General features: G+C 35.9%; 8 protein-coding genes. All 8 read right to left on the bottom strand.

The features are described from left to right. Positions 1 to 3 precede the first annotated feature (3 nt). A complete protein-coding gene (locus BLE01S_RS10715) occupies positions 4 to 1143 on the bottom strand; it encodes a GntR family transcriptional regulator (RefSeq protein ID WP_066141414.1) in 1140 nt (379 codons plus the stop codon). A gap of 105 nt (positions 1144 to 1248) precedes the next feature. Further along, positions 1249 to 2748, bottom strand: coding sequence for a xylulokinase (gene xylB, locus BLE01S_RS10710; RefSeq protein WP_066141411.1), 1500 nt, complete (start codon positions 2746 to 2748; stop codon positions 1249 to 1251). A 113-nt stretch (positions 2749 to 2861) separates the two neighbouring features. After that, positions 2862 to 4193, bottom strand: coding sequence for a xylose isomerase (xylA, locus tag BLE01S_RS10705; protein WP_066141408.1), 1332 nt, complete (start codon positions 4191 to 4193; stop codon positions 2862 to 2864). A gap of 187 nt (positions 4194 to 4380) precedes the next feature. Next, positions 4381 to 7509 carry a beta-galactosidase, LacZ type gene (gene lacZ, locus BLE01S_RS10700; protein WP_066141405.1) on the bottom strand — a complete coding sequence of 1043 codons (3129 nt, stop codon included), beginning with the start codon at positions 7507 to 7509 and terminating at the stop codon, positions 4381 to 4383. A gap of 51 nt (positions 7510 to 7560) precedes the next feature. Next, positions 7561 to 8385 carry a carbohydrate ABC transporter permease gene (locus BLE01S_RS10695; protein ID WP_066141403.1) on the bottom strand — a complete coding sequence of 275 codons (825 nt, stop codon included), beginning with the start codon at positions 8383 to 8385 and terminating at the stop codon, positions 7561 to 7563. Then, positions 8382 to 9254 carry a carbohydrate ABC transporter permease gene (locus BLE01S_RS10690; RefSeq protein ID WP_066141401.1) on the bottom strand — a complete coding sequence of 291 codons (873 nt, stop codon included), beginning with the start codon at positions 9252 to 9254 and terminating at the stop codon, positions 8382 to 8384. Before BLE01S_RS10690 ends, BLE01S_RS10695 begins: the two co-directional genes overlap by 4 nt. Before the next feature lie 131 nt (positions 9255 to 9385). After that, positions 9386 to 10666, bottom strand: coding sequence for an ABC transporter substrate-binding protein (locus BLE01S_RS10685; protein ID WP_066141399.1), 1281 nt, complete (start codon positions 10664 to 10666; stop codon positions 9386 to 9388). A 156-nt stretch (positions 10667 to 10822) separates the two neighbouring features. Then, positions 10823 to 12604 (bottom strand): sensor histidine kinase, encoded by a 1782-nt coding sequence (locus BLE01S_RS10680; RefSeq protein WP_066141396.1) that lies wholly within the window; start codon positions 12602 to 12604, stop codon positions 10823 to 10825. Positions 12605 to 12610 lie beyond the last annotated feature (6 nt).

Below are 12610 nucleotides of genomic sequence, written 5' to 3'. Positions count from 1 at the left end.
ATATTATAAATTCTTCATTTTCCCTGTCGATATTCCCTCTATTAATTCAAAATCAATAAATTCCGTTTGAATATCAGTATCTCCTGCCAATTGTTCAATGACAAGCTTTACCGCTTTTTCACCTAGTTTATCTTCCTTTTGATGAATATGCGTAAATTGTGGCTTGTCGATAGTAGCGATTGGTGAATCAAAACAAATAATTGAATAATCTTCAGGTACATTTTTCCCCATAGATTCAAGCACATAAATAAGGATTTCTGCAAAAGAGTGTCTACAAACCACAAAAGCTGTTATCTCTGGATTTTCTTTAATAAACTGCTTTATTTTATTAAGCTCCTTATTTAATTCATGTTTCATTGTCGGCTTATAAGCCAATTCGCATGCATTATTCGTAAAGAGATAATTAGGATTAAGGGGTATACCTTGTTCTGTATGAGCAAGTTGAAATCCCTTCATTCTATCTTCTAATACAGTGGTACCATCATAAGGGAGAGTAATATAAGCAATTTTTTCATGCTCTAAAGAAATTAAATACTCTGTCGCTTCTTTGGCTGCTTTCATATTATTTGTGGAAACTGAACTCGCTTGAATCCCACGCAAATACCGATCAACAAGAACAATGGGATAATTTTGTAGCACTAGCTCAAGAATTTTCGGATTATAATGCTCACCATGAATCGGAAGCACAATCATCCCTTCCACTCCTGCTTGTAATAGCTCAGTAATCGCCTTTTCCTCATTTTCAATCATTTCATGAGTGAACTTGACAATCATATGCGCCCCACTTTTACTGATATTGTGCTCTATTGCTTTCATTAATTCAATACCATAACTATCCGAAAGATCTGTAATAACTAATCCAATTTTCAGAATCCTATTTCCTTCATTTTCTATATTAGCTCTATTCAATTGACTTGTTGGCAAATCTACAGAATGTAGTACAAAGGAACCTTTCCCTTGCACTCTTTCTATAATTTCGTTTTGAGCTAATAAATCTAAGGCTTTCTTAGATGTAATTCGACTTACTTTAAACTTTTCTGCCAATTCCTGTTCTGAAGGAACTTTTTGCCCCTTGCTTAACTCTCCACGAGTGATTTGGTTCAATATACTCTTATAAATTTGTTTATACAACGGCACATTCATCTTAACATCACCTTATCAGTTGATATATTAACTATAACAACTAATAAAGTGAATGAAAAGTTTTTCGTTTTTTATTAGGTAGTTTGACCTAACCCAAATGCCCCTCTATCTCCTGAACTCAACCAATCGTTGATTTAACTCTTTTGTTTTTACGTACACCTCTTGATAAATGGGAAATAGTTTTTCATATTTAGCGACATTTTCTTGTTTAGGGTAGTAGGTTTCGACGACTTGAACAAATTTTTCAGCGCATGCTTGCAGCGATGTAAACCAGCCGCTTCCGAATGCAGCGAGCATTGCTGCCCCCATTCCTGGGCCTTGTTCGCTGGCTAGTTTTACGATTTTTACGTTGAATATATCTGCTTGCATTTGTAGCCAATGCTCATTTTTCGCACCGCCGCCAATCGAGACAATTGATTCGATTTTTTTTCCATTCTCTTTGAATATCTCAATTGATTCATTTAAAGAAAACGTAATTCCCTCCAGTACTGCGCGAACAAAGTCTTTTCTTTCGTGGGAGGCATCGATGCCTATGAAACTTGCTCGAATAGTAGAATCGGCGTGTGGACTTCTTTCTCCTGCTAAATAAGGGGTGTATAATAAGCCATTCGCTCCAATTGGAACTTCATTCACATCTTGTAATAAAATATCAAAGTCTACATCTGTTGCAAAGGTATCTTTAAACCAACTCAAGCTATATCCCGCGGCTAATGTTACCCCCATTGTATAAAATCCAGCTTCTTCTCCATGATTAAAATAATGAACTTTTCCTTGAAAGTCTTGATCGCCGCGTTGTTCATATGAAAGAACAACGCCTGATGTACCGATGCTACACATCGTTTTTCCTTCAGATAAAATTCCAGAGCCAATAGCACCACAAGCATTATCCGCGCCACCAGCAAAGACTTTTACTGATTCCTCTAAACCTGTTTCTGTAGCTATTTGGTTAGTAATTGTTCCTGTTTGCTCATGTGAGGCAATAAGCGGTGGGCAGAGATTAAAACGGATGTCTACAAGCTCGCACATTTCCTTGCTCCATTTTTTCTCTTCCACATTAAGCAGTAATGTACCTGCCGCATCGGAATATTCACTATGAATAAGCCCAGTCAGTCGATATCGCAAATAATCTTTTGGAAGAAGAAATACTGCAGCCTTTTCATATATTTCTGGTTCATTTTCTTTTACCCATAATAACTTGGGTAATGTAAAACCTTCTAACGCAGGATTTTTAGTGATTTTCAAAAGTGTATCTTTTCCTACTTGCTCTTCAATCTTACGACATTGTTTTGTTGTCCTCGTATCATTCCATAAAATAGCATTTCTTAACACTCGATTTTCTTTATCAAGCAGAACAAGACCATGCATTTGACCAGAGAAGCTTATCCCTTCGATATCTTCTACATTGCCTTCAAAATCTTTTGTGATTTCAGCAAGAGCTTGGACCGTCTTTTCCACCCACTCCTCAGGATTTTGTTCGCTATAACCCGACTTTTCTTGGATAAGTGGATATGATTTGGAAACGTCTTGGCACACCTCACCATTTTGATTCACTAGTAAAACTTTCACTGCACTCGTTCCTAAGTCCACTCCAATAACATATTTCATTGCTACTCCCCCTCGGATATGATGATAAGAAAAAAGGCTGTCCCATAAGGCATTCTTACATGAAGCACGTAAGAAATACTTGGCCTTTATTTTGGGACAGCCCCATTTTCCACTTATTTACCTTGATTTGATAAAGTTTCAAGCAAATACTGGTTAACAATGCCTTGTAGACGTTCTTGTCTTCCAGAAATGTTTTTAATTTCTCCTAATTCCAGTGCATATTTTTCAAGTTGATGGAAATCGGCACGACCTTCGACGATATCGAGACCAATCCCTTCCGTATAGCTGCTATAGCGTTTCGCAATAAAGTCTTCCAGCGCACGATCTTCTAATAGTTTATTAGCTACTTTTAAGCCGATTGCAAAACTGTCCATTCCTGCAATATGAGCATGGAATAAATCTTCTGGCTCAAATGATCCTCGGCGCACTTTCGCATCAAAGTTCAAACCGCCTTTTCCAAGTCCACCATTTTGCAAGATTTCATACATTGCTAAAGTTGTAGAATATAAATCTGTTGGGAATTCATCTGTATCCCATCCTAGTAATGTGTCACCTTGGTTTGCGTCTACAGATCCTAGCATACCGTTGATTCGAGCAACTCTTAGCTCATGTTCAAATGTATGACCAGCTAATGTCGCATGGTTCGCTTCGATATTAAATTTAAAGTGCTCTTCAAGGCCATAGTTTTTCAAGAACGCAAGTCCAGTTGCTACATCAAAGTCATATTGATGCTTCGTCGGCTCTTTCGGCTTAGGCTCAATCAAGAACGGGCCATTAAAACCAATTTCCTTCGCATAATCAACAGCCATATGGAAGAAGCGCGCTAGATTATCTTGCTCCAACTTCATGTCCGTGTTTAAAAGTGTGTCATACCCTTCACGTCCACCCCAGAACACATAGTTTTCTGCTCCAAGTTCTTTTGCAGTTTCTAGACCTTTCTTTACTTTTGCAGCAGAAAATGCGTAGACATCTGCGTTACTTGATGTAGCAGCGCCATGTACATATCTCGGATGAGTGAACATATTTGCTGTATTCCATAGCAATTTCACTTTGCTATCTTTCATATAATCTTTAATCATTGCAGTAATCACGTCAAGATTTTCATATGTTCCTTTTAGGGTATCAGCTTCAGGTGCAATATCAGAATCATGGAAGCAGAAAAATGGAACATCTAGTTTTTCAAATAGTTCAAATGCTGCTTCTACACGTGCTTTTGCTAAATCCATTCCTTGGAATTTATCCCATGGACGAAGCATTGTTCCGACTCCGAATGGATCTGTTCCATCCGCTGTGAATGTATGCCAATACGCCACTGAGAAACGCAATAGCTCCTCCATTGTTTGTCCATTTATTTTTTCTCCCGGATTATAATACTTAAAAGCAAAAGGATTTTTAGAACTTGCACCTTCATACTGAATTTTGTTTACGTTTTCAAAGTAAGCCATTTTAATACCTCCGTATTGTTTATTAGATGAATGCGTTTACTAATTATTGAAGAACGCCACCTTTTGAAATTAGTATAGCACATGCAGCTAAACTTTGTCTATCGATTAAACAAAGTTTTTTTAAGTGAAATAAAATAATAAAAAAAGTGATAGCTATTTTGTATCAGCTATCACTTCATCATAGTATTTATTTACTGATTGGCGCTAATGTAAATGAGTAAATATATTCTTGATCTGCATAAATCGTGAATTCAGGATGTGTTTTTTGACTCCAACTATCATCTCCACCAACACCCATTTGTCTGAAGTTCACCCGTACAACAGATTGGTTACTAACCGGTAATTTATAGAAATGGCTAGCTTCTTCAAGTTCGGACGGTGTATATGGAAGAACATTTACTTCGACTGTAGGTAGTCCAGTAATTTTTAGTCCTACCCCTTCGTTGTTTGTTACAGTAGCCCATCTCACATCTGTCTTATTTCCACATTCTTGTGGTTTTAAATAAGGAACATATTGATCTTTAACTTTTCCATTATGAAGACCAATCTTAGCACTCTTTTTCTTATCAATATAATTTTCATGTGGTCCTCTGCCATACCATTCAAGGTTTTCAAATGGTTGATCCATCGTAAACAGCACACCAACCTCAGGAATTTCCGGAAGATCTGCACCCGGTGTCAACTTGGATGCTACTGTAATTTCTCCGTTCCCACTAATTGTATAACGGATTTCTGTTTTAGATCCATTTACAGTTGGCAGCAGATAGTTCACAGTGACGTTCACTTGATCATTTTTTGATTCTACATGAAATGATTCCAGTTTCCGCTTCGCACCTGCTTCTCTCCAAGCTGCACTACGCTCATTAAGCCCACTACCTATATCATTATCAATCATTGCTCTCCAATAGTTCGGAATGAGTGGAGATTTCAACAATTCTACTCCTGATACTTTGTAAGATACTAAATCACCGGTTTGTTTATTAAAACGAACCGAAATTTGTTCTGTAGAAACGATTAACTCTTCAGATTGATCATTCACATTTAATTCACCTAGCTTCACTTTATCATTTCCAATTACGCCTTCACGAAGGATGAATTGATCATAAGCAATTTCATGTCCTTGTTCTGCCCAAGTAGTAGCATCTTTTAAATGAAGACTTACTGTGAGAATAAGTTCTCCCTTTGCTTCAATATCAGTTAGTACATAGTCGAGATGAACTTTGCCAGTAGTAAGTGGCTCTATATTTAATTCTGCTTGACCCACTTTAACACTTTTACCATCTACTGTTATCTCATAACGTAACTCGTATTCACTTACATTCGTAAATAAATTCTTATTCCAGATGCTAATGATCCCTTTTTCAAGATCTACAGCGGTGAATTCAACATTTTGATAGCATCTTTTCACTTCCAAAAGCTTTGGTGTAGGTGTACCATCAGCAAAAATCAATCCATTTCCAGAGAAGTTTCCATCATGTGGGGACTCGCCGAAATCTCCGCCATATGCTAAAAATTCAATTCCATCTTCGGTTTTCGTACGAATTGCTTGATCACGCCAATCCCAAATAAATGCACCTTGAAGAATCGGATATTTATCGAAGAGCTCAGTATATTTATAAAGGTTACCATTAGAATTTCCCATCGCATGAGAGTACTCACAAATGATATATGGCTTTGCTTGTTTTTCAGCTGTCTCTGCTTCTAATGCATACTTCTCTACGTTTTCAGGGGAAACATACATCGTGCTCTCCATATCAGATGCAGCTTCCGATGGACGATAATGGAATACTCCTTCATAATGCACTAAGCGTGATGGGTCAACATCTTTAAAGAACTGGTGCATTTTCAGGAAGTTATCGCCGCCGAATGATTCATTACCAAGTGACCAAATGATGATTGATGGATGGTTTTTATCGCGTTGGAACATGGAATTACAACGATCTAATACATTCTCCGTCCATTCAGGCTTACTTCCAGGAATCGCATTTTCAAGCTCTTTCTGGCCATACTTCCATGTTCCATGTGTTTCTAAGTTGTTTTCATCAATAACATAGAGCCCATATTCATCACATAATTCATATAAATAAGGATTATTTGGATAATGCGATGTACGAACTGAATTAATATTATTTTGTTTCATTAGAATAATATCGTGAACCATATCTTCATGATCAATCGCTCGTCCTTTATCAGCATTGAATTCATGGCGATTTGTTCCTTTAAATACGATACGCTCCCCATTTATTTTCATTAAACCATCTTTGAGTTCAAACTTGCGGAATCCAACTTTACAGCTAAGTGTTTCTATTAAATTACCATTCTCGCCTTTCAAGCTGATTACAAGTGTGTATAGATTAGGATGCTCCGCACTCCATTTACGTGGGTTTTCAACTAACACAGATGTATGAATATCTTTCTTCTTTTGTTCAGAAATCTCTACTTTTACTGTGAGAGGGGTTTCTAATACCTCTTGCTGATTTTCATCAAAAAGCATTGCTTCAAATGTAACCCCATTATTTTTTTCAGCTAAATAATTCGTTACTTTCGCATCGATCTTCAGTTCTGCATTTCGATAATCTTCATCAAGCTCTGTATTTACGAAAAAGTCTTGAACATGCGTGAGTGGAGTCGAGTATAGATAGACATCCCTAAAGATTCCACTCAAACGCCAAAAGTCTTGATCCTCAAGCCAGCTCGCATCACTCCAACGATATACTTCTACTGCAAGTTTGTTTTCACCATCTATTAAATATGGTGTTAAATCAAATTCAGCGGGTGTAAATGTATCTTCACTATAGCCAACAAGCTCTCCGTTTAGCCAAATATAAAAGGCAGATTCAACACCTTGCAAGCTAATATATACCGGTTGGTTCTTCCATGAATCAGAAACTTTGAACGTTGTAATATATTGTCCGACTGGATTATATTTTGTTGGTGCAAAAGGTGCTTCAAGCTCTTCTGTATCAATCCAAGGATATCTCACATTCGTGTATTGAGGATAATCATAACCTTCTAATTGCCAATGGGCTGGAACTTTAATTTCATCCCATTTACTATAATCAAAATCCGCTTTGAAAAATTCAAAGTTTCGTGTATCAGGAGTTTCAGAGAATGAAAATTTCCATTGACCATTCAATGATTGATAATTTTTAGAAGCCTCACGTTTACCTTTTAATGCTTCCTCCACTGTATGATAGGGCATTAATGTAGCATGCGCCTCATGCCTATTTAATTGAAAAATTTCAGGGTTATTATTCCACTCAGGATATCCGTTTTTTGGTGGAGTGTACTCAAATTTCTTCAGTTTACTAAACATCTTCATCCCTCTTTTTCACATAATATTATAAGAAACTTACTTGTCTGTACCTTATTTCACCGATCCAGTCATACCTGCAACAAAATGTTTTTGCATGATGAAGAACACTAATGCTGTTGGTAATGTCGCAATGACAATTGCCGTCATAATTACACCATAATCTGGAGAATATCCTGCGCCTAGATTAGAAATAAGCAATGGTATCGTTTGTCTTTCAGGTGATTGTAAGACAACGAGCGGCCATAAATAGTTATTCCAACTATTCATGAATGTAATAATAGCTGCTGCTGCATAAGTCGTTTTCATAGAAGGTAAGAAGATTCTAAAGAAAATTCCTAACTCCCCTAGCCCATCAATTCGTCCTGCTTCAACTAGTTCCTTTGCAAACATTTTCGTGTTTTGTCTGAAAAGAAAAATCAGAAAGGCAGTTGTAATCGTTGGTAAAAACGCTGCTGCTAAAGTATCAATTCCGATAAATGGTGCTGTTTGAGAAATGCCCCCAAACATACGATACAACGGAACCATTAATGCTGCAAACGGTATCATCATAGATAATAATAAAATAGTAAAGACTAAGTCTTTCTTTTTGCTACGATAAATTTCAAATCCATATCCTGCTAAAGATGAAATAAACAATGCAAGAATGGTTGTAACAATCGCAATTACTGCTGAATTCCACAATGCCGTTCCCATATTAACTGTACCAAATAAATTTGAAAGGTTTTCAAAGAATTGATTACCTGGAAGTAAGCGACCTTTTGTTACATCTACAGATTTATTTGTAGAACTAATAATCATCCATAAAAATGGAAAAATGGAAATGAGCGCAGCTACTGATAAGAAAAGATAGCCGAAAATCGATTTAAGCTTACTCAATTTCGATCACCTGCCAGTTTAAATTGTAGTGCCGAGAAGATGATAATTAATATTACAATGACAAAGGACACTGCGGCAGCATATCCAAAGTCAGGAGTATATTTAAAAGATAAATTATAAATATACTGAGAAATAGACGTTGTTGCATTACCTGGTCCACCTTTTGTAATATTCATGATCTCGTCAAAGATTTGTAGTGTTCCAATTGTTGATGTGATGGAAGTGAATAGGATGATTGGTTTTAAAACAGGAATCGTGATCTTTGTAAATATTTGAAATGCGTTTGCTCCATCGATTTTCGCTGCTTCATAAATGGATTCATCCACATTTTGCAGACCTGACAAATAGAAAATCATATTATAGCCTGTCCAACGCCATGTGATCGCAATAATGATCGTTATTTTCGCCCAAAATGGATCTGTTAACCATTGGATAGGTGCTGAAATTAGTGAAAGATTCATCAAGAGCTGGTTAATAATACCGTCTCCTGCGAATAAGTATTTAAATATAATAGAATATGCTACAAGTGATGTTACAGCTGGTAGAAAAATCGCTGTTCGAAAGAAGCCTTTAAATTTTAGCGTCTTACTATTCAGTAATACAGATATGATTAATGCAAGTATAATCATGATCGGTACTTGTATAATTAAATAAATGAATGTATTCTTGATTGCCGCAATGAATGTCGGGTCACTAAATAAACGAATATAATTATCAAGCCCAACATATTTTAAATTGTTTCCCATTCCTGATTGAAATGACAGGAGAAACGCTTGGATCATTGGATAAAAAGAAAATATGGCGATAAAAACAGTCGCAATTAATACAAACGCCCAACCGCTCGCATTACTCCTCAACTTATGATTCACGATCTTCACTCCTTACATAATAGAAAGTTGATATATTTAGAGAAAGCCTATACATCTCTTTTTGCAAGAAAGCCTTGGAGCAATTTTCCTACTAAGAGGACAGCTGCTATCCAAGGCTTTATTTATGTTGCTTATTTTAATTGTGCTTCAGCTTGCTGTTGAGCATTATTTAGAACTTCGTCAATATCTTTACCACCTAAATAATTTTGCATTTCAGCAACTAAAATATCTTCGATTGCGTACGTATGCATTCCATAGTTCACACCTGGAATCTCATCCATCCACTTAGAGAAATCTGCTACAACATTTTGACCATCGAAGTATTCGTCACTACTTTGATATGCTTCACCTTCAGTAGCTGGAACGTAAGTACCAAGTGCACCTACTTCAGTAACAAGTTTTTGATAGAAGTCTACATTTGAACCAAAAGTTTTTCCAAGGAATTCTGCTGCCTTTTCTTTACCTGGAACATTTAATACGTAGAAAGAACTTCCTCCTAAGTTAGAAGCATTTGTTGCCCCTTCAACAGTTAAACTTGGAGTAGGAACGACTCCCCATTTTCCAGCTTGAGATTCTTCTGCCTTTACACTTGGAGTAATCCAGTTACCTTGTGCAATCATTGCAACTTCGCCATTGTTGAAGGAACCAACCATTTGACTCCAGTCAGATGTAGGTTTTACAATATCTTCATCTAGCATGGTCTTATACACACGGAAAGCATCTTTTAATGCTTCATTTCCAGCAATATTAGGTGTTACACCATCTTCTTTCAAATACCATTCTCCTGCAGATTGAACCATCATACGGATTGTACCAAGATCATTAGGATCAAGAGTTATAATGTTCGTACCTGTTTTTTCTTTAATGTCTTTACCGATTTCAATTAGTTGATCCCAGCTAATATTTGTTAAATCTTCCAACGTATAGCCTGCTTCTTCAATAATATCCGTTCTGACATATAAACCGGTTACACCTGTATCAAAAGGTAAGCCGTATTGTTTTCCATCAAAGCTTGTCGGTGCAATTTTATACTCTGCAAAATCACCCGCATTAAAGTAATCGCTTAATTCGAAAAATGCATCTGGGTAAGCTTGTAAAAAGCTTTGTGCACGGTAGTCTTCAATCAGTACAATATTCGGCATTCCGTTCATCGTACCAGAGCTAAGACCTGTATTTAATTTTTGAACGATATCAGGTTGTGCGCTTTCAATAATATTAAGATCAAATTCAGCATCATCTGTATAAGACTTTTCAGCAAGTTCTAATGCTGCAATATTGAATTTTGGATCCCATGCCCAAGCTGTAATCGCATTGCTTTCACTATCACTGCTATCAGCTCCGTCTTTGGAACCTGATGAACATGCTGCAAGTAATAAAATACTTGTTACAAGTAATAACATTATTTTTTTCATGTGGTTAACCCCCTTGGATATTGGAAGCGTTTGCTCCATATGTAAAGGTTATCATAAAAAAAAAGAAGACCGTTAGCACGATCTTTAGAATGTATTTGCAGTTTGTTTTGGATTTTATCCATCATATTTCGACAACCTTAGACATTTGTATTATTTTTAGATTTTTGCATTATTTCTATCTGTAATGAGTGGGAGTTGAATAATGATTCGCGTTCCCTCACCTACTTCACTTAGTATCTCAATACCAAATTCTTCACCGTACAATAATTTTATACGCTCATCAACATTGCGAATACCAATCCCACTGAAGAGATGGCGCTTATTTTTATGACTTTGAATTTCCTTACTTGCATTTACTTCCATTCCGTCCCCATTATCGATTACCTCACATATCAATTTATTATCTTTTTCTGCAATGAGAATATGGATATAACCTTCGTATTTCCTATTAAATCCATGGAAAAATGCATTTTCTATAAAAGGTTGTAAGATAAGTTTAGGAAGTTGATATGGTAAACAATCAGGTGATATGAAGTAATTTACTTTGATTCGGTCTCCGTAACGCACTTGATTAATATATATATAATTTTTCATCATCTCTAATTCTTCTTCTACCGTAACTGTTTCACTTACATTACCGATTGAATTTTGCAACAAAGAAATTAAAGCATGAATTGTATTTGCTGATTTCTCTTTATTCCCTTGCTGAACCATAATCTTAACAGATGTTAATGTATTATATAGAAAGTGTGGATTGATTTGCTGCTGAAGTGCTGCTAATTCTGCATTTCGCTGTTTTTTTTGCGTTTCGACTAATTGTTCTACATAATCATGAAGCTCATCTAGCATATAATTGAAAGCATTCGCTAATTCCTTTGTCTCATAGCTTCCTTTTACGGTGACATATTGTCCGAAATTATATTTTGCCATATTAGAGATTTCCTGTACAAGCATTGTCAATGACTTTGTTAATCTACGTGAAATAAAGTAAACAATCAACAAAGCTACAGATACAATAAAGATACTAATCATTACAATCGCTTTCGTATCAACAATATTGTTTGTCACTGACTCTCGATCAATTAAATTGACGAGATACATTCCGTAAGTTGGTAAATATTCAGCGATCATCACATGACTTTTACCAAATACTTCTATATCCTTATAATCGAGATTCATTTCCTCAATTTCCTTGGCATGTTCAAGTAATCGATTATTTTCTATACCAAGTAAATCTTCTCTATTACTCGACACAACCGTACCCGACGGATTGAGCAGAATAACATCATTACCTTCACTCGTATAATTACTATAAAATTGTTTAAAATCGCTTTCTCGAATGGAGATATATAATACACCATAATGATTCTGAGTTGATCTATCAACTAAAGCTTTTGAGATAACAATGGACGGATAATTTTTCATTTCGTCAGCAGGATCATATTGGTATAATAATCGATTCGGTTCTTCTAGTGTGTTTAACGTAATCGGATCAGTTTTCAGATCTTCCTCAGAGGTTGGCCAATAATAATAATTGGTTGAATAGGCACGTCCATTTAAACCCGTGATCACCATATTGACCTCATATTCATCAACAGGTGAAGACAAACCCTTCATTTGCTGAATAATATCATAATAATTTTTCATTACTGACATGGAATCTGTATCATCAGCTGTTAAAAATTTTCGAACCGTTCCACTTTGTTGCACATTATTAGCTGCCCTTACAATTGAAAAGCTGAAGGTTTCAAAACTTGTTTTAATTTGACTTAATACTTTATAGTTCGTAATACTAAATGTTTCCATGAATAGTTTTTCTGACATCCTAATCGTGTTATAAGTAATAAGTACGGAAACTGAAATAATACTAACAACCATTACGATAAACATTTTAAAAAATAAACCATTACTTTTAAATTGCCCTAAAAATTTCGTCATCGCTTT

Origin of the sequence: Lederbergia lenta NBRC 16444 (assembly GCF_001591545.1) — a bacterium.
GTDB lineage: Bacteria > Bacillota > Bacilli > Bacillales > Bacillaceae_C > Lederbergia > Lederbergia lenta.
The sequence above is the reverse complement of the archived record's forward strand: the minus strand, read 5'-3'. Positions and strand labels throughout refer to the sequence as shown.